Annotated in this window: 12 protein-coding genes; 1 reads left to right on the top strand and 11 read right to left on the bottom strand. The window is 72.9% G+C overall.

Features of this window, described 5'->3' with window-relative positions:
- Positions 1–10 precede the first annotated feature (10 nt).
- The 4 genes from hemW to lepA all read right to left on the bottom strand — a co-directional run bounded on the left by hemW (position 11) and on the right by lepA (position 7,523).
- A complete protein-coding gene (gene hemW, locus ACH4UM_RS07360; protein WP_398174917.1) occupies positions 11–1,243 on the bottom strand; it encodes a radical SAM family heme chaperone HemW in 1,233 nt (410 codons plus the stop codon).
- A 64-nt stretch (positions 1,244–1,307) separates the two neighbouring features.
- Complete coding sequence (locus ACH4UM_RS07365) at positions 1,308–3,284, bottom strand: SpoIIE family protein phosphatase (RefSeq protein ID WP_398174920.1); 1,977 nt, start codon at positions 3,282–3,284, stop codon at positions 1,308–1,310.
- 217 nt (positions 3,285–3,501) lie between these two features.
- Complete coding sequence (locus tag ACH4UM_RS07370) at positions 3,502–5,376, bottom strand: AMP-dependent synthetase/ligase (protein WP_398174923.1); 1,875 nt, start codon at positions 5,374–5,376, stop codon at positions 3,502–3,504.
- 278 nt (positions 5,377–5,654) lie between these two features.
- Positions 5,655–7,523, bottom strand: a complete 1,869-nt coding sequence (gene lepA / locus ACH4UM_RS07375; protein ID WP_398174926.1) for a translation elongation factor 4 — start codon at positions 7,521–7,523, stop codon at positions 5,655–5,657.
- Between the two features lie 243 nt (positions 7,524–7,766).
- Here lepA and rpsT point away from each other — a divergent pair, with 243 nt between their 5' ends.
- Complete coding sequence (gene rpsT, locus ACH4UM_RS07380; RefSeq protein WP_015660447.1) at positions 7,767–8,033, top strand: 30S ribosomal protein S20; 267 nt, start codon at positions 7,767–7,769, stop codon at positions 8,031–8,033.
- 282 nt (positions 8,034–8,315) lie between these two features.
- Here rpsT and holA read toward each other — a convergent pair whose 3' ends face one another.
- From holA to ACH4UM_RS07415, 7 genes are all read right to left on the bottom strand, one after another.
- The gene (holA, locus tag ACH4UM_RS07385; protein ID WP_398174929.1) at positions 8,316–9,305 is read right to left on the bottom strand and encodes a DNA polymerase III subunit delta; all 990 of its coding nucleotides are present in this window, start codon (positions 9,303–9,305) and stop codon (positions 8,316–8,318) included.
- Positions 9,306–9,366: 61 nt separating this feature from the next.
- Positions 9,367–9,612 (bottom strand): hypothetical protein, encoded by a 246-nt coding sequence (locus tag ACH4UM_RS07390; RefSeq protein ID WP_398174932.1) that lies wholly within the window; start codon positions 9,610–9,612, stop codon positions 9,367–9,369.
- A gap of 34 nt (positions 9,613–9,646) precedes the next feature.
- Entirely contained in the window at positions 9,647–10,627 is a 981-nt protein-coding gene (locus ACH4UM_RS07395; RefSeq protein ID WP_398174935.1) for an arylamine N-acetyltransferase, read from the bottom strand.
- A gap of 4 nt (positions 10,628–10,631) precedes the next feature.
- The gene (locus tag ACH4UM_RS07400; RefSeq protein WP_398175062.1) at positions 10,632–13,259 is read right to left on the bottom strand and encodes a ComEC/Rec2 family competence protein; all 2,628 of its coding nucleotides are present in this window, start codon (positions 13,257–13,259) and stop codon (positions 10,632–10,634) included.
- Between the two features lie 8 nt (positions 13,260–13,267).
- Positions 13,268–14,152, bottom strand: a complete 885-nt coding sequence (locus ACH4UM_RS07405; RefSeq protein WP_398174938.1) for a helix-hairpin-helix domain-containing protein — start codon at positions 14,150–14,152, stop codon at positions 13,268–13,270.
- Positions 14,153–14,659: 507 nt separating this feature from the next.
- Entirely contained in the window at positions 14,660–15,505 is an 846-nt protein-coding gene (locus tag ACH4UM_RS07410; protein WP_398174941.1) for a DegV family protein, read from the bottom strand.
- A gap of 72 nt (positions 15,506–15,577) precedes the next feature.
- Entirely contained in the window at positions 15,578–16,306 is a 729-nt protein-coding gene (locus ACH4UM_RS07415) for a hypothetical protein (protein ID WP_398174944.1), read from the bottom strand.
- Positions 16,307–16,486: the final 180 nt, after the last annotated feature.

Raw genomic sequence — 16,486 nt, forward strand, 5'->3', positions numbered from 1 at the left:
CCGGCCGCGCTCAGTCCACCAGGTCCCGCACCACCGCGTCTGCCAGCAGCCGCCCGCGCAGGGTGAGCACTGCGCGTCCCGCCTGGTACGGCCCCTGCTCCAGCAGGCCCTCGGCCAGCGCGCGCCGGGACGCGGCGAGGCCCTCTTCGCGGAGCAGGGAGAGCGGCACCCCCTCCCGCAGCCGCAGCTCCAGCAGAATCCGCTCCACCCTGCGGTCCTCGTCCGTGAGGAGCTCCCGCCCGGCCCCCGGGGAGCGGCCATCGGCGAGGGCCGCGGCGTAAGCCCCCGGGTGCTTGACGTTCCACCAGCGCACGCCGCCCACGTGGCTGTGCGCGCCGGGGCCCGCGCCCCACCAGTCGGCGCCGCGCCAGTACAGCTCGTTGTGCAGACAGCGGCCGGATTCCGACGTCGCCCAGTTGGAGACCTCGTACCAGTCGAAGCCCGCCGCGGACAGCGTCTCCTCCGCGATCAGGTAACGGTCGGCGTGCACGTCGTCGTCCGTCATGGGGACCTCGCCGCGGCGGATGCGCCGGGCGAGCTGCGTGCCCTCCTCGACGATCAGGGCATACGCGGAGACGTGGTCGGGGCCGGCGCCGAGGGCCGCGTCCAATGAGGCCCGCCAGTCGTCGTCGGACTCGCCGGGGGTGCCGTAGATCAGGTCGAGGTTGACGTGCTCGAAGCCGGCCGCGCGGGCCTCGGCCACGCAGGCCTCGGGACGGCCGGGCGTGTGCGTGCGGTCCAGAACCCTCAGCACGTGCTGCCGGGCGCTCTGCATGCCGAAGGAGATCCGGTTGAAGCCACCCTCCCTGAGCGCCGTCAGATACGCCGGGTCGACCGACTCGGGGTTGGCCTCCGTCGTGACCTCGGCGTCCGCCGCCAGGCCGAACTCCTCGCGGATCGCACCCAGCATCCGCACCAGGTCGCCGGCGGCCAGCAGCGTGGGCGTACCGCCGCCGACGAAGACCGTGCGGACCTCGCGCGGGTCGTCGCCGAGGACCTTGCGGGCGAGGCGGACCTCCTCGGCCAGGGTCCCGGCGTAGTTGTCGCGGGAGGCGAGCACGCCGCCGGTGCCGCGCAGCTCGGTGGCGGTGTAGGTGTTGAAGTCGCAGTAGCCGCAGCGGGTCGCGCAGTAGGGGACGTGCAGGTAGAACCCGAGGGGCCGGCCGGCCGCCCCGGCGAGCGCCCGCGCGGGCAGCGCGCCGTCGCCGGGGACGGGCTCGCCGTCGGGGAGTGCGGAAGGCATGCCCTCCATTGTCCAGCACCGGCCGGGGAAACCATTCGCCGGCCGTCGGCGGGTGGTGCGGCGGCTATTCGGCCTGGAGCACCAGCAGGGCGAGGTCGTCCTCCGGCGGCCCGTCCCCGAACTCGTGCACCAGCCGCTGGATGCGCTCGGCGATCGGTTCCGCGTCAAGCCCGGCGCACCCGGCCAGGGCCGCGGCCAGCCCGTCGGCGTCGTCGAACTGGCGGGAGCCCGAACGCCGCTCGGTGACCCCGTCGGTGACGCACAGCAGGCTGTCGCCGGGTTCGAGCGCGAAGGTGTCGCAGGTGTACGTCTCGTCCTCGATCACCCCGAGCAGGGTCTGCGGCCGCCCGGCGGTACGCACGTCGCCCTCGCGTCCGAGGACCAGCGGCAGCGGGTGGCCGGCCGAGGCGAGGGTGCAGCGGACGCCGCCGTCGAAGGGGGCGAGCTCGCCGTAGAGGAGGGACAGGAAGCGGGTCTGGGGGCCCTCGCCAGGGGCCGGGGTGCGGCCGCCGGCGGCCACCAGGACGCGGGCGGCGGCGTCGGCGGCCTCGGTGGCATCGTCGAGGAGGAGCTGGTTGAGGCGGTCGAGGACGTCCGCCACGCCATAGCCCTCGCGGGCCAGCAGGCGCAGCCAGGGCCGGGCCAGCCCGATGACGACGGCGGCCTCGGGGCCCTTGCCCTGGACGTCGCCCACGGCGAAGCACCAGCGGCCGTCGCCCGCCGGGAAGAGGTCGTAGAAGTCCCCGCTCGGGCCGCCCTTGTCGCACGGCTCGTAGACGAGGGCGCTGCGCATGCCGGGGATCTCGGCGACGGCGCCGGGCAGCAGGCCGCGCTGGAGGACGGCGCTGATGGTGGCCTGGCGGGCGTACTGCCGGGCCGCGCCGATGGCGAGCGCGACCCGGCGGCCGAGGTCCTCCACCAGGCCGGTGATCTCGTCGGGGAAGCGGAGCAGCCCGGCCCGGCCGATGACCAGCGTGCCCAGCGGCCGGCCGCCGGCGACCAGACGGTAGGCGAGCGCGGAGCCGTCCACCGCGTGCGGGCCGAGGGCCTGGCCGGGCCAGGGGTAGGGCACGGGCCCCGACTGCACGTCGTCGGGCGGGCGCGGCGGGTCCTTCTCCAGGGCCCGGCGCAGTTCCTCGATGCGGTTCTCGCTGCCGTGCCAGACGCGGGCGAGGCTTGGCCCGGCGGCGCCGGTGCCGTCGGGACGGCCGCCCCCGCTTCCGCCCCCGCTCCAGCGGGGTGATCCCCACCGGCCCGTGGACTCGTCCTCCAGCCACACCGCGCACCAGTCGGCCAGCCGGGGCACGATCAGCTGCCCGGTGAGCGCGGCGACCAGGTCCTCGTCGAGCTGTCCCGCCAGCAGGTCGGAGGCCTCGGCGAGGAAGGACAGCGCGCCGCGCCCCAGCCACTCCCGGTCCCGCTCGGCGCGCTGCGGCTCGGGCGCGAGGATCCCGGCGACGCCGAGGCCGCGTTCCGCGCCGTACGCCTCCGTCCCCTCGTCCGCCGTTCTCCCCTCGGCGGGCAGCCGCGCCCACACCGTCTTCGCGCCGGCCCGGTAGGTGATGCCCCAGGCCTCGCAGAGCGCGGCGACCAGGCGCAGGCCGCGGCCGTAATCCGCGGGCTCGTACGACGGCTCGGTGCCGTGGTCGCGGGGTGCGCGCGAGGGGTGGTGGTCGCAGACCTCGACGAGGCACGCGCCGGTGCCCGGCTCCAGCCGGCAGATCAGCTCGACGTCGGTGCCGGCGTGCACGACGGCGTTGGTGACCAGTTCGCTGACGACGACCACGGCGTCGTCGGCCAGACGGCCGGGAAGGACCGCCCCGAGGGCCGCCCACTGGGTGAACGCCGCGCGCACGCGGGCACGGGCCGAACCCGGCGCGAGGGAGCTTCCGGGCAGGGTCGCGCGCACCTCCGTGTGCGCCTCGGCGCACGGGTGCGCGGGCACGGGCGCATCACAGGCGTGCGCGGGCACCTCATGGGCGTGCGCGGGCACATCGGAGGCGGGGGAGACGGTCTCCCGTTGCGTCGGAATGGCCCCCATCTTCAGCTCCCCGAGCGGTCCGGACGAATCGGCTGGATCGATGCTGGATCGACGCCCACAGGGTGACAGACCGGCCGCGCCCATAAGCACTGAGTTACCGAACTGGGCAGCCGTGCTTGCGAACTGTGCTACGGGAGTGCTCGAAGACGAGCAGAAGACGGCTTTCCGGGACACGCGTCGGCCCCGGACGCGGTAAGGCGTCCGGGGCCGGCCGCTCTCACGCCTCGCGTGTGCCGGCGTACATCTCGTCGATCAGGTGCTTGTACTCCCGCTCGACCACCGGCCGCTTCAGCTTCAGGCTCGGGGTGATCTCGCCGTGCTCGACGTCGAGGTCGCGCGGCAGGAGGCGGAACTTCTTGATGGTCTGCCAGCGCTGCAGTCCCTCGTTGAGCTGCTTGACGTAGCTCTCGACCATCCCGACCGTGGCGGGCGCGGCGACGACCTCGGCGTAGGACCTGCCCTCCAGGCCGTTCTCCTTGGCCCACTGAAGGATCGCGACCTCGTCGAGGGCGATGAGGGCGGTGCAGAAGTTCCGGTCGGCGCCGTGCACCAGGATGTTGGAGACGTACGGGCACACCGCCTTGAACTGGCCCTCGACCTCGGCGGGCGCGATGTACTTGCCGCCGGAGGTCTTGATGAGGTCCTTCTTGCGGTCGGTGATGCGCAGATAGCCGTCGGGGGAGAGCTCACCGATGTCACCGGTGTGGAACCAGCCGTCGGACTCCAGCACCTCGGCGGTCTTGTCGGGCAGCTTGTGGTAGCCCTGCATGATGCCGGGGCCGCGCAGCAGGATCTCGCCGTCGTCGGCGATACGGACCTCGGTGCCGGGCAGCGGCTTGCCGACGGTGCCGGTGCGGTAGGCCTCGCCCGGGTTGACGAAGGAGGCCGCGGAGGACTCGGTGAGGCCGTAGCCCTCCAGGATGTGGATGCCGGCGCCGGCGAAGAAGTAGCCGATCTCCGGGGCGAGGGCGGCGCTGCCCGAGACGCAGGCGCGCAGGTTGCCGCCGAAGGCCTCGCGGATCTTGGCGTAGACGAGTGCGTCGGCGACCTTGTGCCTGGCGCCGAGGCCGAAGGGCACGGCGTGGGTGCCGGTGCGCTTGAAGTTGTCCTGCGAGACCTTGGCGTACTCGCGGGCGACCTCGGACGCCCACTGGAAGATCTTGTACTTGGCCCCGCCGCCCGCGCGGGCCTTGGCGGCGACGCCGTTGTAGACCTTCTCGAAGATGCGCGGGACGGCCGCCATGTAGGTGGGCCGGACGACCGGCAGGTTCTCGATGATCTTGTCGACGCGGCCGTCGACGGCGGTGACGTGGCCGACCTCGATCTGGCCGGAGGTGAGGACCTTGCCGAAGACGTGCGCGAGCGGCAGCCACAGGTACTGCACGTCGTCGGCCCCGAGCAGACCGGTCGAGGCGATCGCCTTCGCCATGTACGCCCAGTTGTCGTGCGGCAGCCGGACGCCCTTGGGGCGGCCCGTGGTGCCCGAGGTGTAGATGAGGGTGGCGAGCTGGTCCTTGGTGATCGCGCCGACCCGCTCCTTGATCAGCGAGGGGTGCTTCTCCAGGTGGGCGGCGCCACGGCTCTCCAGCTCGGCGAGGGTGAGCACCCACTCGCCGGTCTCGACGCCGGCCGGGTCGATGACGACGACGTGGCGCAGGTCGGGCAGCTCGGCGCGCTTCTCGAGCGCCTTGGCCACCTGCTCGGCGTTCTCCGCGATGAGGACCTTGCTCTGGGAGTCGGCGAGGATGAAGGCCGACTCGTCGGCGTTGGTCTGCGGGTAGATCGTGGTGGTGGCCGCGCCGGCGCACATGATGCCGAGGTCGGCCAGCAGCCACTCCACGCGGGTGGAGGAGGCGAGCGCGACGCGCTCCTCGGGCTGCAGGCCCAGTTCGATCAGTCCGGCCGAGATCGCGTCGACCCGCTCGGCGGCCTGCGCCCAGCTCAGCGACTTCCACTCGTCCGGGCCCTCGCCCGAGGCCGGCGGTACGGGAAACCGGTAGGCCTCGGCCTCCGGTGTGGCCGCCACACGCTCCAGGAAGAGGGCCGCCACGGACGGCGGACGGTTCTCGATCAGGGTCTGTGCGTCGCTCACGACATCCTCCGGGGCCCGCGACAGTGCGGCGGCTGGCTCAGGTACGGCTGAAGGTACGGCTGGGTTGGCTCACGGGTGGTGGTTCGGGCTGTTGTTTAACTCGCGAGTAACTAGCGAGCAGGGATCAGAGTAAGGCGCGACCGGCCACCGCGTAAGGGGCTGTGGCCTGTCACTTCCTACAGAGAGCGACCACCTGCACGCACAGGGGCCCGCCGCACTTTCGCACGACGGACCCCTTTTCCACCCGGTTTGCCGGGGCGACCTCGGGTAACCCGCGGTTACTTCTTGCCCTTGGCCGACCCCGCGCCGTCATCGCTGGAGAGCACCGCGATGAAGGCCTCCTGCGGAACTTCCACGGAACCCACCATCTTCATCCGCTTCTTGCCCTCCTTCTGCTTCTCCAGCAGCTTCCGCTTGCGGGAGATGTCACCGCCGTAGCACTTTGCGAGGACGTCCTTGCGGATGGCGCGGATGGTCTCGCGGGCGATCACACGGGAGCCGATGGCGGCCTGGACGGGCACCTCGAAGTTCTGCCGCGGGATCAGCTCCCTGAGCTTGGCGACCAGCCGCACGCCGTACGCGTACGCCTGGTCCTTGTGGGTGATCGCCGAGAAGGCGTCCACCTTGTCGCCGTGCAGCAGGATGTCCACCTTGACCAGGGAGCTGCTCTGTTCGCCGGTGGGCTCGTAGTCGAGCGAGGCGTAGCCGCGGGTCTTGGACTTCAGCTGGTCGAAGAAGTCGAAGACGATCTCGGCGAGCGGAAGGGTGTAGCGGATCTCGACCCGCTCCTCGGAGAGGTAGTCCATGCCGAGCAGCGTGCCGCGACGGGTCTGGCACAGCTCCATGATCGCGCCGATGAACTCGGTGGGCGCGAGGATCGTGGCCCGCACGACCGGCTCGAACACCTCGTCGATCTTGCCCTCGGGGAACTCGCTCGGGTTGGTGACCGTGTGCTCGATGCCGTCCTCCATGATCACGCGGTAGACCACGTTGGGGGCGGTGGCGATCAGGTCGAGGCCGAACTCGCGCTCGAGGCGCTCCCGGATCACGTCCAGGTGGAGCAGGCCGAGGAAGCCGACGCGGAAGCCGAAGCCGAGGGCCGCGGAGGTCTCCGGCTCGTAGACGAGGGCGGCGTCGTTGAGCTGGAGCTTGTCCAGGGCCTCGCGCAGCTCGGGGTAGTCGGATCCGTCCAGCGGATACAGGCCCGAGAAGACCATGGGCTTGGGGTCCTTGTAGCCGCCGAGGGCCTCCTGGGCGCCCTTGGACTGGCTGGTGACGGTGTCACCGACCTTGGACTGACGGACGTCCTTCACGCCGGTGATCAGGTAACCCACCTCGCCGACGCCGAGACCGTCGGCCGGGAGCATCTCCGGCGAGTTGGTGCCGATCTCCAGCAGCTCGTGGGTGGCACCGGTGGACATCATCCGGATCCGCTCGCGCTTGTTGAGCTGCCCGTCGATCACACGGACATACGTCACGACGCCCCGGTAGGAGTCGTAGACCGAGTCGAAGATCATCGCGCGGGCGGGGGCGTCCGCGACGCCGACCGGGGCCGGGACCCTCTCGACCACCCGGTCCAGCAGCGCCTCGACACCGAGCCCGGTCTTGGCGGAGACCTTGAGCACCTCGCCGGGGTCGCAGCCGATGAGGTTGGCGAGCTCCTCGGCGAACTTCTCCGGCTGGGCGGCCGGCAGATCGATCTTGTTGAGGACCGGGATGATCGTGAGGTCGTTCTCCATCGCCAGGTAGAGGTTGGCGAGGGTCTGCGCCTCGATGCCCTGGGCGGCGTCGACGAGGAGGACGGTCCCCTCGCAGGCGGCCAGCGACCGCGACACCTCGTACGTGAAGTCGACGTGCCCCGGGGTGTCGATCATGTTCAGGATGTGTGTGTTGCCGGGGTCGTGGGTGGGGGCCCACGGCAGCCGCACCGCCTGGGACTTGATCGTGATGCCGCGCTCGCGCTCGATGTCCATGCGGTCGAGGTACTGAGCGCGCATCTGCCGCTGCTCGACCACGCCGGTCAGCTGGAGCATCCGGTCGGCGAGCGTGGACTTGCCGTGGTCGATGTGCGCGATGATGCAGAAGTTGCGGATCAGCGCCGGGTCGGTACGGCTCGGCTCGGGCACATGGGTAGGGGTCGCGGGCACGCAGGGTCCTGATTCTTGAGGCGTCCGCATACGTGTGCTTGTCCGTCTGCGGTCTCGGGTCGGATCGATACGTAGCCTCCATGGTCCCACGGATGGGGACCTGGGACGGGTTTGGGCCACTCCTAGGGCCGCTGGTAGTGTGGGGGGCTGTGTCTCATGCCCTCTCAGCGCGAGGCACACCTCAAGAAATCATCGGTTACGGGACCCTCGCGGCCCCGTGCCAGAACCTGAAAAGGCTCATTCGTGGCGAACATCAAGTCCCAGATCAAGCGGATCAAGACCAACGAGAAGGCCCGGCTGCGCAACAAGGCCGTCAAGTCCTCCCTGAAGACCGCGATCCGCAAGGCCCGTGAGGCCGCTGCCGCGGGTGACGTCGAGAAGGCCACCGAGTACCAGCGCGCTGCCGCGCGTCAGCTCGACAAGGCCGTCTCCAAGGGCGTCATCCACAAGAACCAGGCCGCCAACAAGAAGTCGGCGCTGGCTTCCAAGGTCGCGTCCCTCAAGGGCTGAACTCCTTCCTTGATCTGACCGGGTCCCTCGGGATCCGATGTTGCCGGACGGACCCAGGGCGGGCCCTCTCTCTTCCGCCCCCGGCCGGCACACCGAGCTCGTACGCGGCCTGCGTTCGCCACGCGGGTACGAGCTCACCGACGTGAACCGAAGGCCCCGGCCGCCCTCCCTTTCCCCAAGGGAGGCGCCGGGGCCTTCGGCATGCCGTGTCCGGGCCCAGGTCCCGGCGTCGCCGGGCAGACGGAATCCGGCGACAGGGCCCGGGGCCGAAACCGGCGGACGTCAGGCCCGACCCCTGGACCGCGCCGCCAGGGCGATCGTCACGACCGCCTTCTCCAGCGCGTACTCCGGGTCGTCACCGCCGCCCTTCACGCCCGCGTCGGCCTCGGCCACCGCGCGCAGGGCCACGGCCACCCCGTCCGGGGTCCAGCCCCGCATCTGCTGCCGCACCCGGTCGATCTTCCACGGCGGCATGCCGAGCTCCCGCGCCAGGTCGGCCGGCCGGCCCCCGCGCGCCGACGACAGCTTCCCGATCGCGCGCACGCCCTGGGCCAGCGCGCTGGTGATCATCACCGGCGCCACGCCCGTGGCCAGCGACCAGCGCAGCGCCTCCAGTGCCTCCGCGGTCCGGCCTTCCACGGCCCGGTCGGCGACGGTGAAGCTGGAGGCCTCCGCCCGCCCGGTGTAGTAGCGCCCGACGACGGCCTCGTCGATCGTGCCCTCCACGTCGGCGACCAGCTGGGTCACCGCCGACGCCAGCTCCCGCAGGTCGCTGCCTATCGCGTCGACCAGTGCCTGGCACGCCTCGGGCGTGGCCGAGCGCCCGAGGCCGCGGAACTCGCCCCGGACGAAGGCCAGCCGGTCCGCCGGCTTCGTCATCTTCGGGCAGGCCACCTCCCGCGCCCCCGCCTTGCGCGCGGCGTCGAGCAGTCCCCTGCCCTTGGCACCGCCCGCGTGCAGCAGCACCAGCGTGATCTCCTCGGCGGGCGCCCCCAGGTACGCCTTCACGTCCTTGACCGTGTCGGCCGACAGATCGTGCGCGTCGCGCACGACCACGACCTTGCGCTCGGCGAAGAGCGAGGGGCTCGTCAGCTCGGCCAGCGTGCCGGGCTGCAACTGGTCCGGGGTCAGGTCCCGCACGTCCGTGTCGGCGTCGGCGGCCCGGGCTGCGGCAACCACCTCACGCACCGCGCGGTCGAGCAGAAGGTCCTCCTGCCCCACGGCGAGCGTCACGGGGGCGAGAGCGTCGTCATTCGCAGTCTTCCTGGCCATCGCGACAAGCATCCCACGGGCCACTGACATCGATGCTCGCCGGCGGTTCCGGCGGCCGGGCTCACGGCTCCTCCCGCCACCCCTCCCATTCGCCCGCGAACTCGTCCAGCTGCCCCGGATCGAGCCGGCCCTCCTCGTCCCGCAGGACGACGAGCCACTGCGCGTCCTCGGCGTCGTCCTCCCCGGCCAGCGCGTCGCGGACGATCCTCGGCTCCTCGTCGACCGGGAACCGCTCCCCGAGTGCCTGCGCCACCTCCTCCGCCGCATCCCGGTCGGGCAGCACCAGCACATGTCTCACATCGCTCACGGAGCCATTCTCGGGCAGCCCCGGCCGGCCGCCGTCAGCTGCTCCGGCCGGGGTTCCGGTTCCGCACGGCGGGGACCGAGGCCAGTTCGATGCCGAACCGGTCCCGGTACACCGCGAGCACCTCCTCGTCGGAGGTCATGTCCCGCACCTCACGGGTCCCGTCGAGTCCCGTCGTGGTCAGGGTGCGGCCGCCGAGGGTGACCCGCCCTCCGTCCTCGGTGAGGCGGGAGCACACCAGTGACCGCGTGAAGTGCGAGGCCGGCGAGGTGCTGTGCCACCAGGCGCCGGCCACGAAGTCACCGAGGACCCTGGGCCGCAGCTCCAGCCGGTACTGCGGCTTGCCGTCCAGGACGACGTCCAGGTCGCCGGTTCCGGCGGGTTCGGCGGGTTCGGCGGGTTCGGCCGGCTTGGCGGTTCCGGCCGGCTTGGCGTGCTCAGCGGTTCCGGCCTGCTTGGCGTGCTCAGCGGTTCCGGCCGCTCCTGCGGAACGCTTCGTCCCGGTCAGGTGCGGGTCGGGGGCCGGGCCGGTGTGCGGCTCAGGGCCAGGGGCCGCCGCCACGATCTGCAGCGTGCCGCCGGGCTCGACCTGTTCACCCCGCTCCTCGAACGCCAGCGGGAAGTGGCTGAGCGCCCCGAAGCCCACGTCGGTCAGCCAGTCGCCGCCGTCCGCCGTCCGCACCCGCAGCGCGAGGTGGTCGTAGGGAATCCCGAGCCTTCCCTCCTCCCCGAACACGCGCGCCGCCAGCAGCGTCACCTCGAACCCGAGCGCGGCGAGCAGTGCCCCGAACGCCCCGTTCAGTTCGTAGCAGAACCCGCCCCGGTGCGCGCCCACCACCTTGTCCAGCAGCCGCTCCTCCTCCAGCACGATGTCCTCGTCCAGGTGGACCGAGAGGTTCTCGAAGGGCACGGTCCGCAGGTGCCGCAGCTGCAGCTCCCGCAGGGCGGCGGCGGTGGGCGCGGCCGGATGCCCGGCCCCCAGGCGGCGGAGATAGGCGTCGACGTGTGCGGCATTCATGCCCTCAGTCTCGCGCCACCCGCAACCGCGCACCCGACCCGGTCACCGCGAGCGCTCCGTCCCGGTCCGTCCGCAGCACCAGCGCACCCTCCGCCCGCAGCGCCGCGACGGTACGGGGCGCCGGATGTCCGTACATGTTGTTCGCACCGCAGGAGATCAGCGCCAGGCGCGGCGCCACCAGGCGTATCAGTTCCGGGTCCTGGTAGGCCGAGCCATGGTGGGCGACCTTCAGCACGTCCACGCCGACCAGCTGCGCGACCACCGGCGACCGCAACAACGCCTGCTGGGAGGCAGGTTCGAGGTCGCCCAGCAGCAACAGCCGCAGCCCGCCGGACCGGACGAGCAGCGTCACGCTGGCGTCGTTGGGGCCATCCGGATCCGCGGCGGGACCCGCCGGAGGCCACAGGACCTGCCAGGCCAGGTCGCCGGTACGCCGCTGCTCCCCGGCGACGGCACGGGTGAGCGGGATACCCCGCCCGGCCGCCTCCTTCCGTACGAACTCCGCCTGGTCCGCGGGCTCTTCGTATCCGGTCGTCTCGATCGCGCCCACCGAGCGGCCCCTCAGCACGCCCGGCAGGCCCGCCACGTGGTCGGTGTGGAAGTGGGTCAGCACGAGCATCGGGATCCTTGTGATGCCGAGCATGCGCAGACAGCGGTCCACCAGGGCCGGATCGGGCCCGGCGTCCACGACCACCCCGGTGCCCGGTCCCGCGGCGAGCACCGTCGCATCCCCCTGCCCCACGTCGCACATCGCGTACCGCCAGCCCGGCGGCGGCCATCCCGTGATCACCCGGGTCAGCGGCGGCGGCTGGACCACCACCAGCACAAGCAGCACCCCGCAGACGCCGCACAGCCAGGGGTGCCGCAGCAGCAGCCGGACCGCCGTGACGACCACCACCGTGACCAGGGCCAGCAGCAGCGCCCCGCTCCAGCTGCCCGGCCAGTCCACTCCCCCGCCCGGCAGCGCCGCCCCGGTCCGGGCCACGTCCGCGATCCACCCGGTGGGCCAACTGGCGCACCAGGCCAGGCCCTTGGCCAGCGGTATCGTGACCGGGGCCGCCGCCAGGGCGGCGAAACCCAGCACCGTGGCCGGGGCGACCGCCGCCTCCGCGAGGAGGTTGCACGGCACCGCCACCAGGCTCACCCGCGCCGACAGCACGGCGACGACCGGTGCGCACAGCGCCTGTGCCGCGGCGGCCGCGGCCACCGCCTCGGCCAGCCGGGCCGGCACGCGGCGCCGGTGCAGCGCCGCGCTCCAGCGGGGCGCGAGTGTCAGCAGCGCGCCGGTGGCCAGCACGGACAGCAGGAAGCCGTAACTGCGGGCCAGCCACGGGTCGTAGAGCACCAGCAGCAGCACGGCCGTGGCCAGGGCGGGGATCAGCGATCTGCGCCGCCCGGTCGCGAGCGCGAGCAGCGCGACGGTTCCGCAGGCCGCGGCCCGCAGCACGCTCGGGTCCGGCCGGCACACGACGACGAAAGCCAGGGTGAGCACTCCGGCGAGCAACGCGGTGGTCCGCAGTGGCAGACCGAGTCTCGGCGCGAGCCCCCGGCGCTCGATGTGCTGGGCCAGGCCTGGCGGGCCGATGAGCAGGGCGAGCAGGATCGTGAGGTTGCTCCCGGAGACGGCCAGCATGTGCGCGAGGTCCGTCTCCTTGAACGCCTCGTCCAGCTCGGGCGTGATCCGCGAGGTGTCCCCGACGACCAGTCCCGGCAGCAGTGCCCGGGCGTCCGCCGGCAGCCCGTCGGTCGCCGCCCGCAACCCGGCCCTCAGCCGTCCCGCCAGCCGCTGGGGCGCGGACGGCTCCGCCACCACCTCGGGCGCCGCCCGGTCACGGAGCCGTAGCACCGCGGCGACCCGGTCGCCGCCCGCCGACGGGGGCGCCAGCCGCGCGGTCACTCTCAGCCGCGTGGAGGGCAGCAGCCCGAGCCAGGGCGAGGGCGGGGGCCCCGCTCCGTCTCCCCGCGAACCGGGGTTTCCGTCTCCCCGCGAACCGGTGCTGACGAGGATCAGTACCGGTGTCCGGGTCACCGCGGCCGTCGCTCCGCCCACCCTCTCCACGCGCCGCACCTCCGCCTCGATCAGCACCGAGGCCGGCGCCGTGCGGTCACCGCCGGCCCTGGGGTGGGTGAGACGTGGGTCGGAGGTCAGCTCCACCTCGGCGGTCACCGTGGCGAACTGCCGTGCCAGGCCGGGCACCGGCCCCCGCCGCACGTCCGCTGAGTGCAGCCCGGCGGAGGCGGCGGCCGCGGCGGCGCCGAACAGCACGGCGGCGACGGAGACGCGCGGGACCGACGCGGCTCCCTTTCGATGCCTTCGGCTACGGCGGGCGAGCAGGAGGACGGCGGCAGCGGCGAAGCAGACCACCACGAAACCGCTCACCCATGCCGCGGGAGCCTCCAGTGCCAGGGCGGCCGTCGCCCAGGCCGCGAGAGCGGGCGGGACGAGCCGCAGGTCCGCGGGTCCTTCCTGCCGGGGGTGGGCGGCTCCGAGCCGGTTGCCGTCCGCGAGATGGACCGCCGTGCGGCCCCGGAACGCGGAGGGGGACGGGGATGGGGTTGGGGTTGGGGTTGGGGGTGGGGGTGGGGGTGGGGATGGGGGTGGGGATGGGGGTGCCCGGTGTTCGGCGGGCAGCTTCCGGTTCACGGCGTCACCAGGCTTCGCAGATCGGCGAAGCGGTGGTCGCCGATGCCGTTGACCTGACGGAGTTCGTCCACCGAGCGGAAGCCGCCGTGCTGGGTGCGGTAGTCGATGATGTGCCGGGCGAGCACGGGGCCGACGCCGGGCAGGGTCTCCAACTGGTCCGCGGTCGCCGTGCTCAGGGAGACCGGGGCAGCGGGGCGGGCCGCTGTGTCCGGCCCGGCCGTGCCAACACCGGCTGCCCCGGCCGGCACGGGTCCCCTCCCCTGGGCCGGCCCACCGACGACGATCTGCTCACCGTCGACGAGGAGGCGGGCCCGGTTGAGCCCGTCGGTACTGGTGCCGGGCCGGACCCCGCCCGCCGCCAACAGCGCGTCGGCGACCCGCGAACCGGCCGCCAGACGGTGGATTCCGGGATGGCGGACCTTGCCGCTGACGTCCACCACGATCTGCGCACCGGCCGGGGCGGTGGCGCCCGGCAAAGCCGCAGGGGCACTGGACGCGGCGGCCTTGCCGCTTCCTCGGCTCGCGTAGGGGGCCACGGCCCGTACCACCTCCGGAGCTCGCACCGACTGGGTACGGCCGGTCCAGAAGTGCTGCAGGGCGAAGGCCGCGGCCAAGGCCAGCACCATCGAGAGGGCGATCACGTTCCTGCGTTCCAGACCGCACCGCGTCTGCAGCCACAGCGGCAGCCGCTCACGCAGCGCAAGCGCGGCCCGCTCCCGCCAGACCCACGCCTCGCCACGAGGCGCAGCCGGCTCCGCGACCACCATGGGGGCCGGACTCGCACCGGCCCCGGCGACCGGACGCGCCGAAGCCGTCTCCGCGTCCACGCTGGCGTCCGTGTCCGTGTCCGTGTCCGTGTCCACGTCCGTGTCCGTGTCCACGTCCGCGTACGTGTCCGGGCCTGTGCGCGTGCCCTCGTCCGCGTCTCGTTTCGCCCAGGACGGCGTGCGCCATGGGGCCCGGACCGGGGCCCGGATCGGCTCCTCGGGGATACCGACCGTGTGCCCCTCCACCGATCCCGGTGGTGGGCCACTCCCGGGCTCTCCCGCCCGTCCGGTGCGTTCGGGGTCTTCGGCGTGTTCGGCAGATTCGCCAGGTTCGCCACGTTCGGCGAACAGTGCCTTCGCGCGTAGGCGCAGTTCCTGGGCCGACGCATGTCGGTGCCGGCGGCCGTCGCGCCGGGTGGGTGGGCGGCGGTGACGCGTGCGGCCGTCCGAGGCGGGGCCGCGGCCCGGGCCACTGGTCACTGTCGCTGTGCGTGAACGTGAGCGTGAACGTGATCGAAGTGCCATGCGACGAGGATCGGGCAGCTCCGCACCCTCGCGATGATCTTGCTCAAATCCTGGGGACTGCCGCCCGGTTGTGGACAACTTGGTCACCCACACGAGTTATCGCGGGGAGATCACCACCCCTAGCAGTCCGGGACCTGTGTGTGCCCCGATCACCGCCCCGACCTCGCTCACATGCAGGTCGGCCAGCCCGGGGACCCGCGTCCGCAGCCGGTCCGCGAGGGCGGCCGCCCGGTCCGGGGCGGCGAGATGGTGGACCGCGATGTCGACATCGCCGCCGGCCGCCCGCTCGGCCGCGATCTCCTCGAGGCGCGCGATCGCCTTCGATGCCGTGCGTACCTTCTCCAGCGGTTCGATACGGCCGCCGTGCAGCTGGAGCAGCGGCTTGACGGCCAGCGCGGAACCGAGCAGGGCCTGTGCGGCACCGATGCGGCCGCCACGGCGCAGATAGTCGAGCGTGTCGACGTAGAAGTAGGCGGAGGTGCCACCCGCGCGCTTCTCGGCGGCCGCGACGGCCTCGTCCACCGTGCCGCCGGCCTCGGCGGTGCGCGCCGCGGACAGGGCACAGAAGCCGAGCGCCATCGCGATCATCCCGGTGTCCACCACCCGCACCGGCACCGGTGCCTCGCGCGCCGCGAGCACCGCCGCGTCGTACGTGCCCGACAGCTCCGCCGACAGATGCAGGGAGACGATGCCGGCCGCACCCGACTCCGCGACCTTGCGGTAGGTCTCGGCGAAGAGCTCGGGGCTGGGGCGCGAGGTGGTGACGGGCCGGCGCTTCTGCAGCGCCTGGGCCAGGGAGCGGGTCGAGATCTCGGTGCCCTCTTCGAGCGCCCGGTCGCCGAGGACCACGGTCAGGGGTACCGCGGTGATGCCGTGGCGCTCCATCGTCCGCGGCGGCAGGTAGGCCGTTGAATCGGTGACGATCGCGACATGGCGGGACATGAGCTGGAGGTTACCTGCCGTGGTGCCCGGGCGGCAGCCCAGCCCCTCCCACCGGGTGTGCGGGTGGCCGGATCAAGTCGTGCTCTCCGGGCGGGCCTTCTTCTGCCAGGGGTACGCGGGGCGCGGGCTCTGCGGGGTGATGGCCGGCCGGGCCGGGTCCTGTGCGGCGGCCGGCCGCGGGGCCCCGGTCCAGGTCTGGCGGCCGGCGTCGGTGGCCGGGGGCTCGGGCCACGGAGGGGGTGCGGCCGGAGGCTCCTCACTCGTCCAGTGCCGCAGGGCGCCGGCCTCGATGTCGATCTGGGCGCTCAGCGTGTCCAGGTCGTCCTCGGCGAAGCGGCGGGCACGATCGCGGGATGCCCAGCGCAGGGCGTCGGCCGACTGCGTGATGCGCCGGGTGCGCTCGCGCAGCGCCGGAAGCCGCTCGATGAGCGTCGCCCGGTCCGGCTCGGCCTCCAGCCGCCTGAGCTCGGCGTCCAGCTCCCGCCCGTGCGCGCTGAGGCGCCCGAACAGGGCCACGGACTCCTTCAGGGACTCGTCCTCACCGACACCCGCGTGCAGAACGTCCTGCGTGGCGCGCATCGACGTGCGCAGGGTGAGCCGGAGCTGGGCCAGCTCGCCCGCCGGTCCGGGCTGGACGAAGGACTTGGCCCGCAGGGTGTGGTCCTCGACCGTGCGGCGGGCCTGGGCGATGGTGCGGTCCACGCCGCGCCTTGCGGCGCCGACCGCCTTCACCGTGGCGTAGGCCCCGAGCAGCACGAAGAGCATGAAGAGCAGGGCGAAGACTGCGACGACTGCTTCCACGGCGCTTCTCCTCCGGCTCGGGCGGCACAGGCCGCGCCGCTCCTCCACGGTAACCGCAACGGGCAGGTCCGGAGTTCCGGAAGAACCCCGAACCTGCCCGTAGGGGACTACCCGGAGGAGATCACGCCGAGGTCCTCACGCCCCGGCCCGCACGCCCCGGCCCGCACGTCTTGGTGCCCT

Origin of the sequence: Streptomyces sp. NPDC020801, from assembly GCF_044334385.1 — a bacterium.
GTDB lineage: Bacteria > Actinomycetota > Actinomycetes > Streptomycetales > Streptomycetaceae > Streptomyces.